The following is a 20,177-nucleotide window of genomic DNA, read 5'->3' as shown; positions in this document are numbered from 1 at the left end:
CCGCACGCCAAAGCTAAACTGCAAAAATGTTAGCAGATTCTCTTTTATCACGTTCGCGAGAGTAGGAGAAGTGTTAATTCTTTTATTGAATTATCGATTAACCAAATGATTTTAAAGTTATTTGTAGGATAACTGCATGTATTTTACTCGTTATTGTTCTTTCAATATGATTTTTACGAATTCGACTATAAAAATAGCCATTATCCGCATAAAGAGTCATCGATTAACTTATCAACTTTTCTCAAATGCTAATTTCAAAGTTATATGCAGAACAATTATCTGTGACAATTATCACAGTTTAGTGTGAGGTTTTACTCGGATGGGATGAGGATAGTAGTAAAAGTGATGCTGGACGTTTGCAGTTAAGGTTAATGAATAAATTAACCAAAATGGTGCAATAAAATGAAGATATGCACCATTTTGGATCGTGAAATCTCTTAAAAGAAAAAAATAACTTCGTTTAATTCAGCAAACCAGGAAAAATAGATTTCATACCTGTAACAATAAACTCGATGCCCAACGCCATTAACAACAAGCCCATAATACGGGTAATCACGTTAATCCCGGTTTGTCCAAGCACCCGCACCATCAGCGGTGCTGCGCGGAACAGCAGCCAACAGCAAAAGGCGAAAATGGCAATCGCGATACTAAAACCAATTAAGTTCTGCCAGCTGTGATAACGCGTACTCCAGACAATGGTTGAACTAATTGCACCGGGACCAGCCATTAACGGTAACGCTAGCGGTACCACGCCAATGCTTTCGCGAATAGCGCTCTCTGACTTCTCCTGCTTGTTCTGCTTATCCTCACCCAGTTTTCCGCTGATCATCGACATCGCGATAGTGACCACCAGAATACCGCCAGCAATACGGAATGAATCTATCGAAATGCCAAACAGATGCAGGATGCCATCGCCAAGAAACAGTGACGTCCAGAGGATGATGGCCACGGCCAGGTTGGCGGTAAGATTAGTTTTATTACGTTCAACCACCGCCTGATAGCTGGTCATGCTGATAAAGACCGGGATGATACCTACCGGATTTACCAGGGCAAACAAACCGACAAAAAACTTAATGTAGCCGGAAAGATCGAGTAGCACGGGATTCAAAGTAGGCTCCGGTAAAGTCTGAGTAGAAAAGCGCGCTTAATGTAGTGCATAAGCCGGGCGAAAAACCAGAGTTGACGGCAGAAATTTATGCTATACGTCTGGCTTTGAGCCAGTTTTTTCAACTGCTGTTAACCGTTGGTTATTGCGATGCAGCCGATGCGTGCAGAATATGTGGCACATCGCGCTAACTTTACTTGCGAAAGTTAGTGCTGAAAGGTGTCAGCTTAGATCCGGATTGATCTGCATCAAAATTTACCTACCTCATCAGGGGTAATCTTACCCCGTCGAAACAACTTCCTGACGCTTAAGTATCTTGACCAGGAAACCCTTTTAGTAAGCAACGGCAAAACAGACGCCTACCTGCCCAATATATAAGCATAGCGTGACTATACTTCTGGATTCAGGCTTGTTTACTAAAAGAGTTTAACTTCCTTCAGGAGAGCACTATGGCCGTTACTAATGTTGCCGAACTTAATGCACTGGTTGAACGTGTAAAAAAGGCACAGCGTGAGTACGCTAATTTTAGTCAGGAACAAGTTGATGCAATCTTCCGCGCTGCCGCCCTCGCCGCTGCAGACGCACGAATTCCACTGGCCAAGCTGGCCGTTGCCGAATCAGGTATGGGTATTGTTGAAGATAAAGTCATCAAGAACCACTTTGCTTCTGAATACATCTATAACGCCTATAAAGATGAAAAAACCTGCGGTATTCTCGCCACTGATGACACCTTCGGCACGATTACTATTGCTGAACCGATTGGCCTGATCTGTGGCATCGTTCCTACCACCAACCCAACTTCTACGGCGATTTTCAAAGCACTGATCAGCCTGAAAACCCGTAACGGCATTATCTTCTCTCCGCATCCACGTGCGAAAGATGCCACTAACAAAGCCGCTGACATTGTGCTGCAGGCAGCGATTGCGGCGGGTGCGCCAAAAGATATCATCGGCTGGATCGACACCCCATCCGTCGAACTTTCTAATCAGTTAATGCATCACCCTGATATCAACCTGATCCTTGCAACCGGCGGTCCGGGCATGGTCAAAGCCGCTTACAGTTCCGGTAAGCCCGCAATTGGTGTTGGTGCCGGTAACACGCCAGTCGTAATTGATGAAACAGCGGATATCAAACGCGCTGTCGCATCCATCCTGATGTCGAAGACCTTCGATAACGGTGTGATTTGTGCGTCTGAGCAATCCGTAATTGTGGTTGATTCGGCCTATGACGCGGTACGTGAGCGTTTTGCCAGCCACGGCGGCTATCTGTTGCAAGGTAAAGAGCTGAAAGCGATTCAGGATATCATTCTGAAGAATGGCGCGCTGAATGCGGCGATTGTCGGCCAGCCGGCGACTAAGATTGCCGAATTGGCGGGAATTAGCGTGCCGGCAACCACCAAGATTCTGATTGGTGAAGTGAAACTGGTTGATGAATCAGAGCCTTTCGCGCATGAAAAACTCTCTCCAACCTTAGCGATGTACCGGGCGAAGGATTACCACGACGCGGTCGATAAAGCTGAAAAACTGGTAACCATGGGCGGTATTGGCCACACCTCATGTCTGTATACCGATCAGGATAATCAGATCGAGCGTGTGCATTACTTCGGCGACAAAATGAAGACCGCGCGTATTCTGATTAACACGCCGGCGTCACAAGGTGGTATCGGTGACCTGTACAACTTCAAATTGGCTCCATCACTGACGTTGGGCTGTGGTTCATGGGGCGGTAACTCCATTTCTGAGAACGTGGGACCAAAACATCTCATCAACAAGAAAACCGTGGCCAAGCGAGCTGAGAATATGTTGTGGCATAAACTTCCGAAGTCTATTTACTTCCGTCGCGGCTCACTGCCGATTGCTCTGGAAGAAGTGGCAACTGATGGTGCCAAACGCGCCTTTATCGTTACCGACCGCTTCCTGTTCAATAATGGCTATGCCGATCAGGTGACTCGCGTACTGAAATCTCACGGTATTGAAACCGAAGTCTTCTTCGAAGTAGAAGCTGACCCAACGCTGAGCATCGTCCGTAAAGGTGCAGAGCAGATGAACAGCTTTAAACCTGATGTGATTATCGCACTCGGCGGTGGTTCACCGATGGATGCAGCAAAAATCATGTGGGTGATGTACGAACATCCTGAGACGCATTTCGAAGAGCTGGCACTGCGCTTTATGGACATCCGTAAACGCATCTATAAGTTCCCGAAAATGGGTGTTAAAGCGCGTATGGTGGCCATCACTACCACTTCCGGTACGGGTTCTGAAGTAACGCCGTTTGCCGTGGTGACGGACGATGCGACCGGCCAGAAATATCCATTAGCGGATTATGCGCTGACGCCAGATATGGCCATAGTTGATGCCAACCTGGTGATGGATATGCCGCGTTCACTTTGCGCCTTCGGTGGCCTCGATGCGGTAACGCACTCACTCGAAGCCTATGTCTCCGTATTAGCGAATGAGTATTCTGATGGCCAGGCCTTGCAAGCACTGAAACTGCTGAAAGAGAACCTGCCAGCCAGTTATCGCGATGGCGCAAAAAATCCGGTAGCACGTGAACGCGTTCACAATGCGGCAACTATCGCGGGGATTGCGTTCGCAAACGCCTTCCTGGGTGTGTGTCACTCAATGGCGCATAAACTGGGCTCGGAGTTCCACATTCCACACGGTCTGGCAAACGCCCTGCTGATTTCAAACGTCATTCGCTATAACGCCAATGACAACCCGACTAAGCAAACGGCTTTCAGCCAGTACGACCGCCCACAAGCACGTCGTCGTTATGCTGAGATTGCTGACCATCTGGGACTCTCCGCCGCTGGCGACCGCACCGCGCAGAAAATTGAAAAACTGCTCGCCTGGCTTGAAGAGATGAAAACGCAGTTGGGCATCCCAACCTCAATCCGCGAAGCGGGCGTGCAGGAAGCTGATTTCCTCGCGAAAGTGGACAAACTGGCTGAGGATGCATTCGATGACCAATGTACCGGTGCGAACCCACGCTATCCGCTGATTGCTGAGTTAAAACAAATCATGCTGGATACCTTCTACGGCCGTGAATTTTCTGAGTCATTAAGTGAGAATGCTCAAGAAGTTAAAGCCGAAGTGAAAATTGATAAGAAAACCAAAAAAGCGTAAACCGCTTTAAACAAAAAACCCGCTACGGCGGGTTTTTTTATGGCTTGCTGATGAGTTAAACCTGCGGCGATTGTGAGCCATATATCGCCTGAAGTGAACCCTCATCGATTGCCTGCTTATAGTGTTTACGACAGACCGATATATAACGCTCATTGCCACCAATCACCACCTGCTCACCTTCGCTGAAAGGTTTACCCTTAGCATCAAGACGAAGCACCATGCTGGCTTTTCTGCCACAGTGGCAGATGGTTTTAAGCTCAACCAGCTTATCCGCCCATGCCAGTAAATATTGGCTGCCAACAAACAGCTCTCCACGGAAATCGGTGCGCAGGCCATAGCAAAGCACCGGAATATCCAGATTGTCGACAACATCAGATAATGCTTTGACCTGTTCGCGCGTAAGGAACTGGCTTTCATCGACTAACACGCAATGCACGGGTTGCTTCGCATGTTCTGCAGCTATTTCCTCATCGAGCTTTGTCTCATCGTTATATAAAAATGCAGGAGACGAAAGCCCGATACGTGAACTGACTTTGCCTGCACCAAAGCGGTTGTCGATCTCGGCGGTATAAACCAACGATCGCATACCACGTTCATGATAATTATAAGAAGACTGTAGCAAAGCCGTTGATTTACCCGCATTCATCGCAGAGTAATAAAAATAAAGTTGAGCCATTAGAAAATCTCATCGCAGCCTATATCTGTTGCGGCGCAGTTTACCATAAACCTGTATAGCTGTAGCGATGCATTATTTTTATCATCTGCTCAAAATAACATCACCATTAAGATGGATATCACAGTCACTATTGAAAGAAAGCACGTTTTGACAAAATAACGATTACGCCGATATTTTATTCATTTAAATTAAAGCCGAAGCGTCAGGTTCAGCGTTCAGTCTGGTCAGCAAGTTAGAAAAGATTACCAAATAAGTAAATATATTCTGAAGAGCGTTATCAATCTGCCCTTCTTTTTTATTTTTACGTTTTGCTTTTAAATCTGGCTATTGCAGTTATTTTTTTGCACCATTATTATGAGTCGGCAGAACAACTCCCATTTATTATATTTTGAGATTAGGACAATGAGCGAAGCACTTAAAATTCTTAATAATATCCGTACATTGCGCGCACAAGCTCGGGAATGCTCTCTGGAAACATTGGAAGAGATGCTTGAAAAACTCGAAGTTGTGGTCAATGAGCGTCGTGAAGATGATACTCATGCACAAGCGGAAAATGCAGAACGCACACGCAAACTCGAACAATACCGCGAGATGCTAATTGCCGATGGTATTGACCCAAATGATCTGTTACAGGCATTATCTGAAACGAAAGTTCCGGGCAAAGCTAAGCGCGCTGCGCGTCCAGCTAAATATTCTTACGTTGATGAAAACGGTGAAAACCGTACCTGGACTGGCCAGGGCCGCACTCCTGCTGTGATTAAAAAAGCAATTGAAGAACAAGGTAAACAACTGGACGATTTCCTACTGTAATCATTCCAGCGCTCAGCATTGTAATTAGTTCATCGCTAATTCACTTTGACCAGGTAAGAAAAAGGAAGCCAATGGCTTCCTTTTTTCATGCTTAATTATTGTTGATAGAAGCGGCGATACCAATCAACAAAATGCTGAACACCTTGCTCTACGCTAGTTTGAGGACGGAAATTGATCGCGTCGTACAAAGGTTGCGTGTCAGCGCTGGTGCCCAGTACGTCGCCAGGTTGCATGGGCAGCATATTTTTTTTCGCTTCAATGCCCAATGCTTTTTCCAGCGACTCAATATACGTCATTAAGCTGGTCGGCTGGCTATTACCAATGTTGTAAACGCGGTAAGGAGCCGAGCTGCTGGCGGGAGAACCTGCTTCCACCGTCCACTTTTCATCCGGTTGAGGAATCACATCCTGCAAGCGCACGATTGCTTCAGCAATATCATCGATATACGTAAAGTCACGCGTCATTTGTCCGTTGTTATAGACGTCAATTTGCTCACCCGCTAACATCGCGCGTGTAAATTTGAACAATGCCATATCCGGACGGCCCCATGGGCCATACACGGTGAAGAAACGTAATCCCGTAGTGGGCAATTGATAAAGGTGTGAATAGGTATGCGACATCAATTCGTTGGCTTTTTTTGTGGCCGCATAAAGTGAAACCGGATGGTCAACGGAATCGTCCGTTGAAAAAGGCATTTTGCGATTCAGGCCATAAACTGAACTGGATGAGGCATACAAAAGGTGGCCGATTTTATGATGACGGCAACCTTCAAGAATATTGAGGTGGCCGATTAGATTTGCTTCGGCATAAGCATGGGGATTTTCGATTGAATAACGCACGCCGGCTTGAGCGCCCAAATGAATAACGCGTTCAAACGCATGCTCAGCGAATAAAGAGGAAATGGCCTGGCGATCCGCCAGGTCCATTTTTACGAAAATAAAATCAGGATGTTGGGTGTTCTGGTCTAAACGAGCCTGTTTAAGGCTGACATCATAATAGTCATTCAGGTTATCGATACCGACAACCTGGTGACCAGCGGCCAGCAAACGCTGACTGACGTGAAATCCAATAAAACCTGCCGCGCCGGTGACCAGAAACTTCATACATCCCTCATTATTCTATGATTTTAATTGACGCTCCGCGGCCGATTGCATAGTACGTGAAACCGCGCTTGCTGATACGCTCAGGATCATACAGGTTACGACCATCAAAAATCACGGGTTCTTTTAACGCACTTTTGATGACGTCAAAGTCTGGCGCACGGAAGTTTTGCCACTCAGTACAGATCACTAAGCCATCCGCACCCTGCAGCGCTGCTTCCTTGGTACCCATCAACTTCAGATCGTTACGATGGCCGTAAATGCGTTGCGCTTCGTCCATCGCTTCTGGGTCGAACGCCTGAACCGTTGCCCCTGCTTCCCACAGCGTCTCCATCAGCACGCGGCTGGAGGCTTCACGCATATCGTCAGTGTTCGGTTTGAACGCCAGTCCCCACAGAGCAAAGGTTTTGCCGCGCAGATCGTCGCCAAAATGGCGTTTAATAAAGGTTGGCAGCTTGTTCTTCTGCGAATCGTTGACGTCTTCAACCGCCTGCAGTAGACGCGGAGTGTAACCAATTGACTCAGCAGTACGAATCAGCGCCTGCACGTCTTTCGGGAAACAAGAACCGCCATAGCCGCAGCCAGGATAGATGAAGTGATAACCAATACGTGAATCTGAACCAATACCCTGGCGAACTTTCTCAACGTCGGCTCCCAGACGTTCTGCCAGGTTAGAGATCTCGTTCATGAAGCTAATTTTGGTTGCCAGCATGCAGTTAGCCGCATATTTGGTCAGCTCTGCACTGCGGATATCCATCAAAATCATACGATCATGATTACGGTTGAACGGCTCGTACAGCTCGCGTAACAGCTCAACCACTTCATCATTATCGGTACCGACAACGATACGTTCAGGACGCATGCAGTCATTGACTGCCGCACCTTCTTTGAGGAATTCCGGGTTTGAAACCACGTCAAAGGCGATGTTTGCATCACGCTTTTGCAGGGTTTCCGTCATTACCGCTCGCACGCGATCTGCGGTACCCACTGGTACAGTAGATTTGTCGATAACAACTTTGTGATCGTTCATGTGCTGCGCAATCGTGCGCGCAACGGCAGTCACATACTTCAGATCGGCAGAACCGTCTTCATCCGGTGGCGTACCCACGGCGATAAATTGCATCACGCCATGATTAACGCCTTCTTCCGCATTCGTACTGAACTTCAGGCGACCCGACTCGTAATTAGACATAACAAGCGGCGTCAGGCCTGGTTCAAAGATCGGAATATTGCCTTTCTTTAAGTTCTCGACTTTCTTTTCGTCGACATCAATGCAGAGAACGTCATGTCCGACTTCGGCCAACACCGCAGCCTGAACCAGACCGACATAGCCGATACCAAATACAGTGACTTTCATTGAATTATCCTGTGTTTATTGAGTTACTTTTTGTTGCCTACCGCGCCTTCAAGCCACTGGGTGAAATCTTTACCCAGCACTGGATGGCGAACGCCGTACTCAACAAACGCTTGCATGTAACCCAGTTTGTTACCGCAGTCATGGCTGACACCGTTCAGGTGATAAGCTTCAACGGTCTCTTTTTCCATCAGCATCGCAATGGAGTCAGTCAGCTGAACTTCGCCACCTGCACCTGGAGGCGTTTTCGCCAGCAGCGGCCAGATTTCAGCAGACAACACGTAACGTCCTACAACGGCCAGGTTTGATGGGGCTTCTGAAGCTTTAGGCTTCTCAACCACGCCAACCATTGGCGCGCTCTGACCTGCAGAGAGTTCAGCACCCTGGCAATCAACTACACCGTAAGCGGTTACATCAGCAACCGGCTCGACCATGATCTGGCTGCGGCCGCTCTCTTCGTAACGAGCCAGCATCTCTGCCAGGTTGTCTTTGGTTGGATCAGATTCGTATTCGTCGATGATTACGTCTGGCAGGATTACGGCGAATGGCTCATCACCAATCAGCGGATGTGCGCACATTACTGCGTGGCCCAGGCCTTTCGCGATACCCTGACGAACCTGCATGATGGTGACGTGTGGAGGGCAGATTGACTGGATTTCGTCCAGCAGCTGACGCTTAACACGTTTTTCCAGCATAGATTCCAGCTCAAAACTGGTATCAAAGTGGTTTTCGATGGCGTTTTTAGAAGAGTGCGTAACCAGCACAATCTCGTTAATGCCTGCTGCAATGCACTCATTTACGACATACTGGATCAACGGCTTATCGACCAACGGTAACATCTCTTTTGGAATAGCTTTGGTCGCAGGCAGCATACGCGTGCCGAGGCCTGCAACTGGGATTACCGCTTTTTTAACTTTAGTCTTATAGGCAGACATCAAAAATACCTCTCTTAATAGGCCGTTCAAGTTAATACTTGATATGTCGGTTTAAAAACGAAATGAGTATATCAGTTACTATCAGGTGGAATTATCCTGGAAGAAGTTAATCCACGGAATTTAGGACTATTACCCAAGTGTAAAGCTTGCTCCTGGTCCTGTCTTTAACCCACGGAAAAATTAAATCTAACCGGTTATTCTTCGGCTGAAAGCATCAAACGTAACCTGCCTCCGGCGCCCCAAATATGACACTGCCAGGCGTCGGCACGTTGGCTGATTTGATTAAGATGAGTGCTGCCCATAGTACCAAGCGGCACACCATTACTGAGTTGGATTTGATGAGTATTGACATGCAACGTCGCGTTGAGCCCTGCTGAAACCAGGATTAGGTTTTTTAACTGGCGATGATAATAGCCCACCAGCAACGGGAACTGCCCGCTGAGATTCGCCTGCCTTAACAGCATGTTGACCTGACGCAGCAGCCCATTTAACTCAGGCAGTCGCTGCTTCTGGCCGGAGAGCTGCTCCTGCAGCAAACCATTAAACAGTGCGCGCAGTAACAGCGCGGCTAACACGCCATTATCGCCAGCGCGCGTCACATCAAGGCAATAGAATGCCAAATCGTTATCTGATAGCGCCGCGATATCCAGTACTAAACCCGGCTGTTCCGCCATGGTGAGCTGACGGTAATTGATACGGCAATTGGCAATGGTTTGCTGCACCGGCGGCTGGAGCTGTTTAAGTAATTTAGATGCCGCCAGCGGATCGCTGACCAGCGCATCCCAATCCTGAAAGAGCTGTTCATCCTCCTCGACTTTGGAGGTAAACATGGATGGATAGAGACACTCAAACACCGCTTCACGGAAACGTTCCATATTTTTGAGCGGTTTTAGCAATACGTCCTGCACGCCCAAACGCAACACATGCGCGATATCCGCCATATTTTGTGTGGCGGAGATAATCAGAATGGGCACATTGTTGCCGCGCGTGCGAAGACGCTCAACGAACGGGATACCGCCCATACGCGGCATTTCAAGATCGCAAATAACCAGATCCACTGATTGCGCCGACAACAAGGTTAAGCCATCAACACCATCACCTGCCTCAAGCGTTGTTGCACCTAAGCTGGTTAATAAATTGTCTATCAATGAACGGAAAACGACCTCATCTTCGACAATGAGTATCTTTTTGCCGATTAGCGGTTTTTCCATTCTCTCCCCCTGCGTACCAGATAATTCAATAGTGGTTCATAAAATGCCGTTGCGCCTTTCAGAATTGGCTGAAGTCGCAACACCTGTGAATGAACAACCTGACTATCTGCCACGGACCAGCGGTAATAGTTCATCCATTTTTTTCTCAACGGCGGCCTTGCCAGCCGCAATGGCTTCTTCTGCACGATGGAAGTCCAGTGTGGAAATTTGTGGACAAAACGGCTGAATCAGCACATCCGGCGGATCGCCCGCCATGCGGTTACGTTTCAGGCGATTTTCCAGAACCTGGATTGATGTCGACATAATCTCCATCGCACCCGGCGTTTGATTAGCACGGCGATGCGTCAGGCCAATCAGGCGTTGACGCAGTTTCTTTCCCCAGCTCAGCGCTTCTACTGCCGCCGCTTCTTCACCGCTCTGCGGCGTAACTGACAATAAATCCTGTTGCATCAGATGTGCGTCATGCTGTAAATCCACGGCGATAACGATGTCAGCACCCAATGCGCGGGTTAATGAGATCGGCACGGGATTCACCACCGCGCCATCCACCAACCAGTATCCATTGTAAGCAATGGGTGGCAATAAGCCTGGCATACTACAGGACGCACGCACAGCTTGATGCAAATCGCCTTCGGTCAACCACACTTCTCGTCCGGTACTGAGATTGGTCGCGACGACGCCAAATGGCTTATCGCACTCATCGATGAGGTCGTTGGGAATCAGCTGGCGGATGTGGCTAAACACCCGGTCGCCGCGCAATAAACCACCGCGCTGCCACGACAGGTCCATTAATCGAATGACATCCCAATAACGGAATGCACTCACCCACTTCTCCATCACGCCCAGCCGTCCATTCACGTAAGCCGAACCGACCAACGCGCCAACAGAACATCCGGCCACCACATCGATTTCAATCCCTGCGCGTTCCAGCGCATTGATCACGCCGATGTGCGACCAACCTTTGGCAGCACCTGAACCCAGTGCCAGCCCAATCCTGACCTTTCTCATCTCACCTCATGATTGGCATGGTACGTAGCATCACGCCTGACAGTCGGCTACCATAGCGCACGCTTAAATTTACTTTAATCACTTCCAGGAGATGACGTGTCTGAAAAGTGCCCTTGCTGCAGCGGAAAGGAGTATAGCGTATGTTGCCAGCCCTTTCTGAATGGCCAAGCGAACCCGTCCAGCGCGGAACAATTAATGCGCTCACGTTACACCGCTTACGTCGTGAAAGATGCCGCGTGGCTGGCGAAAACCTGGCACTCCAGTAAACGCGTGGCCGACCTTGAGACGTTATTATCCGAAAGTTTTGCCGGTACTGAATGGCTGGGCTTGAATGTAACTCGTTGTAATCATGGAAGCCATGAGAATGAAGCCTTCGTGACGTTTTTTGCGCGTTACCTCGAAAAAGGCCGCACTTCAGCCATCTATGAATGTTCGCGCTTTCTTCGCGAGGATCAACGCTGGTACTATGTCGACGGAACAACGCCTGAGTTGGGACGTAACGATCGCTGTCCTTGTGGCGCCGATAAAAAATACAAAAAATGTTGTGGGTAATCTGGACAGATACACAACAGCTTTACCATTCATCGCTTTGACAGGACTCTGATCGAGATGCAAGCGCAAACCATCCAACGAAAAGTTTTACGAACCATTTGCCCTGATGCGAAAGGTTTGATCGCCAAGATCACCAACATTTGCTACAAGCACGAACTCAACATTGTGCAGAACAATGAGTTTGTCGATCACCGCACCGGACGCTTTTTCATGCGCACCGAGCTGGAAGGCATTTTCAACGACAATACCTTGCTGGCCGATCTCGATAGCGCGCTACCCGTCGGTTCAGTGCGTGAACTGCAAAGTGCCGGTCGTCGCCGTGTCGTGATTCTGGTGACCAAAGAGGCGCATTGCTTGGGCGATCTGCTAATGAAAAGCGCGTTTGGCGGTCTGGATATGGAGATTGCTGCAGTCATCGGTAACCACGAAACGCTGCGTTCACTGGTTGAACGTTTCGATATTCCGTTTGTGATGGTGAGCCACGAAGGCCACACGCGTGAAGAGCACGACAACCGCATGGCGGATGAAATTGACCGTTATCAGCCTGATTACGTGGTGCTGGCAAAATATATGCGCGTGTTGACGCCCGCCTTTGTGCAACGTTATCCAAACCAGATCATCAATATTCACCACTCCTTCTTGCCGGCGTTCATTGGCGCGCGTCCGTATCATCAGGCTTATGAGCGCGGCGTGAAAATCATCGGCGCTACCGCGCACTACGTGAACGATAACCTCGATGAAGGTCCAATTATCATGCAGGACGTGATCAACGTCGATCATAGCTACACCGCAGAAGAGATGATGCGTGCAGGACGAGACGTTGAGAAGAATGTGCTGAGCCGCGCGCTGTATAAAGTGTTAGGCCAGCGCGTGTTCGTTTACGGCAACCGCACGATCATTCTTTAACCACTTCGGCGCTGAACTGCACAACTCTTCAGCGCCACGCATAAAAAGTGGGCAAACAGTTTTTATTTTCAGTGACGGCGCTTTACAGGCTGAGCGCATTTGTTATGATGCGCCCCGCTTTAAGACGCAATGATTCAGGCCAGTGGTGGGATTCCCGAGCGGCCAAAGGGAGCAGACTGTAAATCTGCCGTCACAGACTTCGAAGGTTCGAATCCTTCTCCCACCACCATCTGAATCGTCTCTGCCTGAAGCCACAATATGTCATATCCCCGGTGGGATTCCCGAGCGGCCAAAGGGAGCAGACTGTAAATCTGCCGTCACAGACTTCGAAGGTTCGAATCCTTCTCCCACCACCATCAATACCATTCTCCTGTTTTTCCCACTTGTTTTAATCGTTGTAACCTCCTGATTCACACCATGACTTTTCCCCAAAAACTCGTTACCATCGCGCCATACTTTTGCGGATAAAAATGGCAGCGAAATGAAATTTGTCTCTTTCAACATCAACGGCTTGCGTGCGCGTCCTCATCAATTAGCCGCGCTGGTTGAACAGCATCAACCCGATGTCATCGGCTTGCAGGAAACCAAAGTGCATGACGATATGTTTCCGCTCGAAGACGTCAGCAAACTGGGTTATCACGTGTTTTATCATGGACAGAAAGGTCATTACGGCGTCGCGCTGCTGACCAAAGCTGAGCCTGTCAACGTCTACCGTGGTTTCCCTGGCGATGAGGAAAATGCACAGCGTCGTTTGATCATGGCGGAAATCCCGAGTCCGATTGGTGATATCACGGTGATGAACGGTTATTTTCCGCAGGGTGAAAGCCGCGACCATCCCACCAAGTTCCCGGCGAAAGAGAAGTTTTATCGCGATCTGCAAAGCTATCTTGAGCAACAGCTAGCCGTGGATAAACCGGTATTGATCATGGGCGACATGAACATCAGCAGCACCGATTTTGACATCGGCATTGGTGAAGACAATCGTAAACGCTGGCTGCGTACCGGAAAATGCTCGTTCCTGCCTGAGGAGCGCGAGTGGATGGATCGCTTGCTAAAGTGGGGTTTGGTTGATACCTGGCGCGCTAAGTTCCCGGAAACCAACGATCGTTTCTCATGGTTTGACTACCGTTCGAAAGGCTTTGACGACAACCGTGGTCTGCGCATTGATCTGCTGCTGGCAAGCCAACCGCTTGCCTCGCGCTGCATTGAGAGTGGCATCGATTACGATATCCGCAGCATGGAAAAACCGTCGGATCACGCCCCGGTTTGGTCGACATTTAAGCTGTGATGAAGCAGCGTGGCGTCTGGCGCCACGCGCTTTTATTTGATGATTTTCCAGATAAGCGGATTAGTGCCTAATACCTTCTCATCCCTGCCGCACTGCAATAACACGCCTTCTGCTTTGACCACCGCACCTTCAGAATAACTGCGGTTCTCATAGGTACAGCACTGCATGCAATTGCTCTGACGATTGTTTTGCCCTTGTGTCCAAGCTTCTGGCGGCAGATCCACCACCACATCGGTATTGCCCATACGATTGTTTTCCGGCTGGCGGTTGGCCAGCGCCGAGGTGCTGCATAACAACAATCCGCCCAGCAACATCATTGCATAACGCATCACTCTGTCTCCTTGGTTTTGCGACGAGCCGTTTTCGGTTTGGCTTTCTTTTTGGCCCCAGGCGCTGTCAATCCGCGAAAGGCCTGTAACGACGGCCGCTGGCGTGCTTCACCAATCAGCCCAATCAAGGTGCTGACCAGCGGCTGCATAAACTCATCATAGCGACAAGACTTCTCGCTAATCCGGGTAAGCGTCGATTCCCATTGCGCCGTCATATCGGGCCGGGCGGCCATTTCTGGCAGTGCATGGATCAACGCCCTGCCCGCATCCGTTGAATGAATATAACGGCCTTTTTTCACCAGGAAAGTGCGGCGAAACAGCAATTCGATAATGCCCGCACGCGTCGCTTCCGTACCTAAACCATCGGTTGCACGCAGCACTTTCTTTAATTCTTTATCCTGCACAAAGCGAGCGATGCCGGTCATCGCAGATAACAGCGTCGCATCGGTAAACGGACGCGGCGGTTGCGTCTGCTTCGCCAGCACTTCGCCGCGCTCGCACAGCAGCTCATCACCTTTAGCGACGACCGGCAGCGGCGTGCCATCGTTCTCCTCGTCACGCTCTTTGCTGCCGAGCAGCGCACGCCAGCCGGCTTCGGCCAGAAAACGCGCTTTGGCGATAAATTTTCCGCCGCCGATATCAAGTTCAATAACGCATTTGCGGAACACCGCATCCGGGCAAAACTGCATTAGATACTGGCGGGCGATCAATCCGTAAATATTGGCCTCATTTTCGGTCAGACTAACCTTACTGGCACGCGCAGTGGGAATGATGGCATGGTGCGCATCGACCTTTTTGTCGTCCCAGCAGCGGTTCTTCTGATCGGGATTGAAATCCGCTGGCGGTGTCAGATTGGGCTGATGCGCCTGAATGGCGTTCAGCACCGCATGGCGTCCGGCAAAGTGCTCATCGGGCAGATAGCGGCTATCGGAACGCGGGTAGGTGATCAGCTTATGGGTTTCATACAGCCGCTGACAGCAATCCAGTACGTTCTGCGCGCTGAGGCCAAAGCGCTTACCGGCTTCGATCTGCAGGCCAGAAAGCGAAAATGGCAGCGGTGCGGTATCGGATTCACGTTTGTCGTTATATCCGGTGACCAGCGCCGGCTTACCATTAATGCGCTCAAGCACGTGATCCGCCAGCGGACGATGCAGCAAACGCCCCTCTTCATCCTGCCACGGCTCGCAAGCATCGCTTGGCACCCATGTCGCGACAAAACGCTCGTCTTTTGGCGTGACGATGTGCGCTTTAACTTCGAAATAGTCCTTAGGGATAAAGTTTTCGATCTCTTCATCGCGGCGCACCACTAAACCCAGCACCGGCGTCTGCACGCGGCCAACCGACAGCACGCCGTCGTAACCGGCGTTACGGCCCAGCAAGGTAAAGGCGCGCGTCATGTTGATGCCGTACAGCCAGTCGGCGCGCGCACGCGCTAACGCAGACACACACAGCGGAATGAATTCGCGGTTCTCACGTAGGCGCCCAACCGCACGTTCAACCGCCGAGGGATTAAGATCGTTAATCAGGCAGCGCTGCACCGCTTTGCGTTTCTCTGGTGCGAGCTGCAGATAATCCAGCACTTCATCCACCAGCAGTTGACCTTCACGATCGGGGTCACCCGCATGCACCACCATGCTGGCTTGTTGCAGCAGGCCTTCAATCACTTTTAACTGCTTAGCCACGGATGGACGTGGCTGCAAGCGCCATTTTTCCGGAATAATCGGTAAATCAGCCAGATTCCAGCGCGCATAGCGGCTGTCATAACTGTCGGGCTGCGCCTGCTCCAGCAGGTGCCCTACACACCAGGTCACAACCTGGTCATTCCCGCAGGCAATATAGCCGTCTCCGCGTCGATGCGGTTTTGGCAACACGTCGGCAATCGCACGCGCTAAGCTGGGTTTTTCGGCAATAAACAAACGCATGGATGGCGTCGTTCCTTAACGTCAGGTAACTACGGTAATCAGTGGACGATCGGCTCTAGCGGCAAACAGTTCGCCAATCGACGTTGCTTGCACGCCTGCTGCAGAGGCGCAGCGCTGGAATGCCTCAATGGCGCTGGGTTGAACCGCCACCAGCAGACCACCGGAGGTTTGTGGATCGCACAGCAACGCGCGGGTGGCGTCATCTAAGGGTGAAACCTGCTCGCCATAGCTGGCGAAGTTGCGGCTGGTGCCACCGGGCACCGCTCCCGCAGCGATATAGTCATCGACGCCCGCCAGGCGCGGTACCTGCGCTGCAATCACTTCGGCACGCAATCCTGAACCCTGGCAGATTTCACTTAAATGGCCGAGCAAGCCAAAACCGGTGACATCGGTCATCGCGCTGATGCCCGCCAGTTTGGCGAACTCCGCTCCGGCTTTATTCAGCTGGCACATCACATCGGCAGCCAGCGAACGGTGTTCAGGCCGCAGCAGGCCTTTTTTCTCGGCGGTAGTGAGAATGCCAATGCCTAATGGTTTGGTGAGGAAAAGCTGACAACCGGCCTGCGCCGCGCTGTTCTTTTTCACCCGCGCCACATCGACGATACCGGTTACGGCCAGGCCGAAGATCGGCTCTGGCGCATCAATCGAATGGCCGCCCGCCAGGGCGATTCCCGCCGCCTGACAAGCGGCACGCCCGCCCTCGACCACCTGCTGCGCCACTTCCGGACTCAGTAGATTCACCGGCCAGCCTAATATAGCGATCGCCATGATTGGTTTCCCGCCCATGGCGTAGATATCGCTGATGGCGTTAGTGGCGGCGATACGACCAAAGGTAAAAGGATCGTCGACGATCGGCATAAAGAAGTCGGTGGTGCTTACCACCGCAGTACCGTTGCCGAGATCGTAGACTGCAGCATCATCACGCGTTTCATTGCCAACCAGCAGTTGCGGATCGTGAAACGGACTGAGCTCACTGCGCAGAATGGTTTCCAACACCTGCGGCGAAATTTTGCACCCACAACCCGCACCGTGGCTGTATTGCGTTAAACGAACAGGTTCACTCATGGCGACTTCCTTATGCGATGAACAGAAGGCGCTATGTTAGCCTGGCTGTCAGTTGGGAGTAAGTGTTGCACGACCTAACCTCGATCTTTCGCACAGGCTCTGTGCAATCTTTGCAACGGCGCCTAACCTGCCGCAAAAGTCCAGCATTGTCTGTCAGAAATAACTGACAAACTGCGCGGTGTCCGGCGCAACCACGGTGGTGTTGGCTTTCAACTGTGGCGTGCCGAGATAGAGGAAACCAACAATCGCATCTTGCTCGCGGCAGCCAAAGGCTTCGCGCACGGACGGATGATCAGTCCACGGACCGCTGCGCCAGATGCCATTAAAACCTTGCGCCACGGCGGCCATCTGCATCGCCATCACTGCACAGCTGGCAGACGCCAGTTGCTCCCACTGCGGCACTTTGGCGTTCTCTTCACAATGCGCCACCACGGTGATGATCATCGGCGCGCGATAAGGCGCGGAGGCTGCTTTGTCAATCGCCTTCTGCTCAAGATTGCTGTCACGCGCGGCCTGTTCCAGCAAGTTAGCAAAGCGCTCGCGCCCCTCATTTTCGACAATAATGAAACGCCATGGCTGCAATGTGCCGTGATCGGGGGCGCGCATCGCGGCGTGCAGAATATTTTGCAACGCTTCACCTGCCGGAGCCGGTTCTGCCAGACGAGACGCCGAGCGGCGATTAACTAATAAATCCAATGCATCCATTATTCTTCTCCCGTGAATAAAAAGCGTGGGCTAATCCTGGCACAGCACGATCTTTTGTAACAGTCTGGCGCGATTTCCTGCTGACTTTTCGCACGCCGCTCTTTAGGATGAACCCGACATCGGGGCAGACCGCGTGCTGGCTGCCCTGCTACGTGAATATGGAGAGTTTATGCGCACTTTGTGGCGAATTATTTCCGGTCTGTTCCGCTGGACCTGGCGGGTACTGAATTTTATTCGGGAATTTATTCTTAATTTATTTCTTATTGTTTTGATCCTGGCGGGCGTCGGGATTTGGCTGCAGGTTTCCAGTTCCAACAACAGTGAGCCTGTACAGCAAGGCGCATTGAAAATCGATCTGAGTGGAGTGCTGGTCGATAAACCTTCCGTCAGCAATCGTCTAAGTCGTATCAGCCGTCAACTGTTAGGCGCAAATAGCGATCGCCTGCAGGAGAATTCCCTGTTCGATGTCGTCGATGCGATCCGCCAGGCAAAAACCGATAAAAACATCACTGGCATCGTGCTGGAGCTGCGTGACTTTGCCGGTGGCGATCAACCTTCGCTGCAATATGTGGGTAAAGCACTGCGCGAATTCCGTGACGCCGGCAAACCTATTTATGCAGTCGGCGACAGTTACAGCCAGGCGCAATACTACATCGCCAGTTACGCCAACAAGGTGTATCTCTCACCTCAGGGCACGGTTGATCTACACGGTTTCGCCACCAACGGCCTGTACTACAAGACTTTGCTGGAAAAGCTGAAAGTTAATTCGCATGTATTCCGCGTAGGCACTTATAAGTCTGCGGTTGAGCCGTTCCTGCGTGACGATATGTCACCGGAAGCGCGCGACGCTGATGGGCGCTGGATTGGCCAGCTGTGGCAGAATTATCTGAATACTGTGGCAGCCAATCGTCAAATTACACCAGAACAGCTGTTCCCAGGTGCAGCCGGCATCATTAGCGGCTTGCAAGCGGTGCAAGGTGATACCGCGAAATATGCGCTGAATAATAAATTGGTGGATGTACTGGATACGCGTGCAGCCGCCGATCAGGAACTGGTGAAAACCTTCGGCTGGGATAAGGCGAATAACGATTACCGTAGCGTGAGTATCTACGATTACACCGTTAAACAGCCGCTGCAGAGCCAGGATGGCAATATCGCCGTGATCCTCGCCAGCGGTGCGATTATGGACGGTGAAGAGAGTGCCGGAAACGTCGGCGGTGATACCACGGCGTCGCAAATCCGCGATGCGCGCCTGGATGCTAAAATCAAAGCCATTGTGTTGCGTGTCAACAGCCCTGGCGGCAGCGTCACGGCATCGGAAGCGATTCGTGAAGAGCTGGCGGCAGCCCACGATGCGGGTAAACCGGTGGTCGTCTCAATGGGTGGCATGGCGGCTTCCGGCGGTTACTGGATTTCAACGCCTGCCGATTACATCGTGGCGGCACCCAGCACGCTGACCGGTTCCATCGGTATCTTTGGCGTGATTAACACCGTTGAAAACAGCCTGAGTTCGGTGGGTGTGCATACTGACGGCGTTGCCACATCACCGCTGGCGGACGTCGCCACCACCAAAGCACTGCCAACTGAAGTGCAGCAGCTGATGCAGCTGACCATTGAGAACGGCTATCGTAATTTCGTTGGCCTGGTGGCGGCCTCGCGTCACAAAACGCCTGAGGAGATCAATGCGATTGCGCAGGGTCACGTCTGGACCGGTAGCGATGCGAAAGCCAATGGTTTGGTCGATGCGTTGGGAGACTTTGATGATGCCGTGGCGAAAGCTGCTGAGCTGGCGAAAGTCGCTAAGCCGGAGTTGAGCTGGTATCAGGACGATCCGGGCATGATCGATCTGCTGCTGAATCAGATGAACGCGTCGGTTCAGTCGGTGTTGCCGGCTGCGCTGAAAGTCTGGCTGCCTGCGCCAATGCTGGACGTAATGAGCGCACTGAAACAGCAACCTGGCTTACTGAATAACCTCAACGATCCGCAAAATCGCTACGCTTTCTGCCTGAACTGCGGCAACGTACGCTAATCTTTACAGCCCGGCCGCTGGTCGGGCTGCTTTTCGTTCGCAATCCCCTTATACTGC

Annotated in this window: 17 protein-coding genes and 2 tRNA genes; 8 read left to right on the top strand and 11 right to left on the bottom strand. The window is 51.0% G+C overall.

What is annotated here, in order from left to right; genetic code table 11:
- Window positions 1-460: 460 nt before the first annotated feature.
- On the bottom strand, window positions 461-1,108 hold the full coding sequence (locus ACFQW4_RS09090) for a YchE family NAAT transporter (RefSeq protein ID WP_008106584.1): 648 nt from the start codon (window positions 1,106-1,108) through the stop codon (window positions 461-463).
- A 446-nt stretch (window positions 1,109-1,554) separates the two neighbouring features.
- Here ACFQW4_RS09090 and adhE point away from each other — a divergent pair, with 446 nt between their 5' ends.
- Window positions 1,555-4,230: a bifunctional acetaldehyde-CoA/alcohol dehydrogenase gene (gene adhE / locus ACFQW4_RS09085; RefSeq protein ID WP_101764245.1), complete on the top strand. Its 2,676-nt coding sequence runs from the start codon at window positions 1,555-1,557 to the stop codon at window positions 4,228-4,230.
- 55 nt (window positions 4,231-4,285) lie between these two features.
- On the opposite strand, the gene tdk is transcribed toward adhE, so the two are convergent.
- Window positions 4,286-4,906, bottom strand: coding sequence for a thymidine kinase (gene tdk, locus ACFQW4_RS09080; protein ID WP_101764244.1), 621 nt, complete (start codon window positions 4,904-4,906; stop codon window positions 4,286-4,288).
- 402 nt (window positions 4,907-5,308) lie between these two features.
- Here tdk and hns point away from each other — a divergent pair, with 402 nt between their 5' ends.
- Window positions 5,309-5,716, top strand: a complete 408-nt coding sequence (gene hns, locus ACFQW4_RS09075; RefSeq protein ID WP_101764243.1) for a histone-like nucleoid-structuring protein H-NS — start codon at window positions 5,309-5,311, stop codon at window positions 5,714-5,716.
- A 95-nt stretch (window positions 5,717-5,811) separates the two neighbouring features.
- On the opposite strand, the gene ACFQW4_RS09070 is transcribed toward hns, so the two are convergent.
- From ACFQW4_RS09070 to rssA, 5 genes are all read right to left on the bottom strand, one after another.
- The gene (locus ACFQW4_RS09070) at window positions 5,812-6,819 is read right to left on the bottom strand and encodes an NAD-dependent epimerase (protein WP_101764242.1); all 1,008 of its coding nucleotides are present in this window, start codon (window positions 6,817-6,819) and stop codon (window positions 5,812-5,814) included.
- Between the two features lie 10 nt (window positions 6,820-6,829).
- A complete protein-coding gene (locus tag ACFQW4_RS09065) occupies window positions 6,830-8,173 on the bottom strand; it encodes a UDP-glucose/GDP-mannose dehydrogenase family protein (protein WP_192234033.1) in 1,344 nt (447 codons plus the stop codon).
- Between the two features lie 23 nt (window positions 8,174-8,196).
- Window positions 8,197-9,105, bottom strand: a complete 909-nt coding sequence (gene galU, locus ACFQW4_RS09060; RefSeq protein WP_101764240.1) for a UTP--glucose-1-phosphate uridylyltransferase GalU — start codon at window positions 9,103-9,105, stop codon at window positions 8,197-8,199.
- 194 nt (window positions 9,106-9,299) lie between these two features.
- A complete protein-coding gene (gene rssB / locus ACFQW4_RS09055; RefSeq protein WP_101764239.1) occupies window positions 9,300-10,316 on the bottom strand; it encodes a two-component system response regulator RssB in 1,017 nt (338 codons plus the stop codon).
- A gap of 102 nt (window positions 10,317-10,418) precedes the next feature.
- Window positions 10,419-11,324, bottom strand: coding sequence for a patatin-like phospholipase RssA (gene rssA, locus ACFQW4_RS09050; RefSeq protein WP_101764238.1), 906 nt, complete (start codon window positions 11,322-11,324; stop codon window positions 10,419-10,421).
- Between the two features lie 96 nt (window positions 11,325-11,420).
- Between rssA and ACFQW4_RS09045 the strand changes: the two genes are divergently transcribed.
- The 5 genes from ACFQW4_RS09045 (at window position 11,421) to xthA (ending at window position 14,070) form a co-directional block, all read left to right on the top strand.
- Window positions 11,421-11,876: a YchJ family metal-binding protein gene (locus ACFQW4_RS09045; protein ID WP_101764237.1), complete on the top strand. Its 456-nt coding sequence runs from the start codon at window positions 11,421-11,423 to the stop codon at window positions 11,874-11,876.
- A 57-nt stretch (window positions 11,877-11,933) separates the two neighbouring features.
- Window positions 11,934-12,782 carry a formyltetrahydrofolate deformylase gene (gene purU, locus ACFQW4_RS09040; RefSeq protein WP_101764236.1) on the top strand — a complete coding sequence of 283 codons (849 nt, stop codon included), beginning with the start codon at window positions 11,934-11,936 and terminating at the stop codon, window positions 12,780-12,782.
- Between the two features lie 144 nt (window positions 12,783-12,926).
- Window positions 12,927-13,011: transfer RNA gene (locus tag ACFQW4_RS09035), tRNA-Tyr, on the top strand.
- 42 nt (window positions 13,012-13,053) lie between these two features.
- A tRNA-Tyr gene (locus ACFQW4_RS09030) sits at window positions 13,054-13,138 on the top strand.
- A 125-nt stretch (window positions 13,139-13,263) separates the two neighbouring features.
- Window positions 13,264-14,070 (top strand): exodeoxyribonuclease III, encoded by an 807-nt coding sequence (gene xthA / locus ACFQW4_RS09025; RefSeq protein WP_377724929.1) that lies wholly within the window; start codon window positions 13,264-13,266, stop codon window positions 14,068-14,070.
- Between the two features lie 32 nt (window positions 14,071-14,102).
- Here xthA and ACFQW4_RS09020 read toward each other — a convergent pair whose 3' ends face one another.
- From ACFQW4_RS09020 to ACFQW4_RS09005, 4 genes are all read right to left on the bottom strand, one after another.
- Complete coding sequence (locus ACFQW4_RS09020) at window positions 14,103-14,399, bottom strand: YnjH family protein (RefSeq protein ID WP_137386880.1); 297 nt, start codon at window positions 14,397-14,399, stop codon at window positions 14,103-14,105.
- The gene (locus tag ACFQW4_RS09015) at window positions 14,399-16,321 is read right to left on the bottom strand and encodes a DNA topoisomerase III (protein ID WP_377724927.1); all 1,923 of its coding nucleotides are present in this window, start codon (window positions 16,319-16,321) and stop codon (window positions 14,399-14,401) included. Before ACFQW4_RS09015 ends, ACFQW4_RS09020 begins: the two co-directional genes overlap by 1 nt.
- Before the next feature lie 21 nt (window positions 16,322-16,342).
- Window positions 16,343-17,386, bottom strand: a complete 1,044-nt coding sequence (selD, locus tag ACFQW4_RS09010; protein ID WP_217546479.1) for a selenide, water dikinase SelD — start codon at window positions 17,384-17,386, stop codon at window positions 16,343-16,345.
- Window positions 17,387-17,539: 153 nt separating this feature from the next.
- Window positions 17,540-18,091, bottom strand: a complete 552-nt coding sequence (locus ACFQW4_RS09005) for an NAD(P)H nitroreductase (RefSeq protein WP_110866269.1) — start codon at window positions 18,089-18,091, stop codon at window positions 17,540-17,542.
- Between the two features lie 169 nt (window positions 18,092-18,260).
- Between ACFQW4_RS09005 and sppA the strand changes: the two genes are divergently transcribed.
- Window positions 18,261-20,120, top strand: coding sequence for a signal peptide peptidase SppA (gene sppA, locus ACFQW4_RS09000; protein ID WP_377724924.1), 1,860 nt, complete (start codon window positions 18,261-18,263; stop codon window positions 20,118-20,120).
- The last annotated feature ends 57 nt before the right edge of the window (window positions 20,121-20,177 follow it).

The organism is Pantoea sp. GCM10028869 (assembly GCF_042666835.1).
Classification (GTDB): domain Bacteria; phylum Pseudomonadota; class Gammaproteobacteria; order Enterobacterales; family Enterobacteriaceae; genus Pantoea; species Pantoea leporis.
This window is presented reverse-complemented; position numbering and strand designations above follow the sequence as displayed.

Excerpts from the sequence above, each read along its gene's own strand:
- adhE (WP_101764245.1), top strand. The coding sequence starts at position 1,555 with ATGGCCGTTACTAATGTTGCCGAACTTAATGCACTGGTTGAACGTGTA.
- tdk (WP_101764244.1), bottom strand. The coding sequence starts at position 4,906 with ATGGCTCAACTTTATTTTTATTACTCTGCGATGAATGCGGGTAAATCA.
- hns (WP_101764243.1), top strand. The coding sequence starts at position 5,309 with ATGAGCGAAGCACTTAAAATTCTTAATAATATCCGTACATTGCGCGCA.
- ACFQW4_RS09070 (WP_101764242.1), bottom strand. The coding sequence starts at position 6,819 with ATGAAGTTTCTGGTCACCGGCGCGGCAGGTTTTATTGGATTTCACGTC.
- ACFQW4_RS09065 (WP_192234033.1), bottom strand. The coding sequence starts at position 8,173 with ATGAAAGTCACTGTATTTGGTATCGGCTATGTCGGTCTGGTTCAGGCT.
- galU (WP_101764240.1), bottom strand. The coding sequence starts at position 9,105 with ATGTCTGCCTATAAGACTAAAGTTAAAAAAGCGGTAATCCCAGTTGCA.
- rssB (WP_101764239.1), bottom strand. The coding sequence starts at position 10,316 with ATGGAAAAACCGCTAATCGGCAAAAAGATACTCATTGTCGAAGATGAG.
- rssA (WP_101764238.1), bottom strand. The coding sequence starts at position 11,324 with ATGAGAAAGGTCAGGATTGGGCTGGCACTGGGTTCAGGTGCTGCCAAA.
- purU (WP_101764236.1), top strand. The coding sequence starts at position 11,934 with ATGCAAGCGCAAACCATCCAACGAAAAGTTTTACGAACCATTTGCCCT.
- xthA (WP_377724929.1), top strand. The coding sequence starts at position 13,264 with ATGAAATTTGTCTCTTTCAACATCAACGGCTTGCGTGCGCGTCCTCAT.
- ACFQW4_RS09020 (WP_137386880.1), bottom strand. The coding sequence starts at position 14,399 with ATGCGTTATGCAATGATGTTGCTGGGCGGATTGTTGTTATGCAGCACC.
- ACFQW4_RS09015 (WP_377724927.1), bottom strand. The coding sequence starts at position 16,321 with ATGCGTTTGTTTATTGCCGAAAAACCCAGCTTAGCGCGTGCGATTGCC.
- selD (WP_217546479.1), bottom strand. The coding sequence starts at position 17,386 with ATGAGTGAACCTGTTCGTTTAACGCAATACAGCCACGGTGCGGGTTGT.
- ACFQW4_RS09005 (WP_110866269.1), bottom strand. The coding sequence starts at position 18,091 with ATGGATGCATTGGATTTATTAGTTAATCGCCGCTCGGCGTCTCGTCTG.
- sppA (WP_377724924.1), top strand. The coding sequence starts at position 18,261 with ATGCGCACTTTGTGGCGAATTATTTCCGGTCTGTTCCGCTGGACCTGG.